1 pseudogene is annotated in these 611 nt (G+C 30.4%); it reads left to right on the forward strand.

The features are described 5' to 3' along the window. Positions 1-611: pseudogene (locus AMN99_RS04225) on the forward strand (RNA degradosome polyphosphate kinase); the annotation flags it as partial.

The raw sequence follows: 611 nt of genomic DNA on the forward strand, positions 1-611 counted from the left end.
AGCTTAGAGAAAGCTGGCGTCCAAATTGTTTATGGTTTTGCCAAATACAAAACGCATGCAAAATCTTCATTAATATTAAGACGAGAACAAGGTAAAATTCAAACTTATATTCACTTGGGTACAGGCAATTACCACCCTGTAAATGCAAAAATTTATACAGATTTATCATTATTCAGTTCTGATAAGAAATTAGCATCTGATGTAGAAAAGTTTTATAATTACGTTACAGGTTATGCCAAACCAAGAAATCTTAATAAAATTTCCATTTCTCCAATAAACTTAAGAAAAACACTTAATGAACTAATAGATAATGAAATTTTAAATTCCAAAAAAGGGAAGAATGGAGAAATTTGGGCCAAAATGAATTCATTAGTCGACCCGGATATAATTGATAAACTATACGAAGCGTCAAATGCTGGCGTTAAAATTTATTTGTTTGTTAGAGGAGTTTGTTGTTTGAGGCCAGGATTAAAAAATATATCTGAGAACATTATAGTAAAAAGCATTATTGGAAGATTTTTAGAACATTCTAGAATTTACTGTTTTGCAAATGGCAAATCTATGCCAAGTAGAGAAGCCAAAGTATTTATTTCATCTGCTGATTTGATGCC

The sequence above is a fragment of the Candidatus Pelagibacter communis genome (assembly GCF_001180225.1).
GTDB lineage: Bacteria > Pseudomonadota > Alphaproteobacteria > Pelagibacterales > Pelagibacteraceae > Pelagibacter > Pelagibacter ubique_D.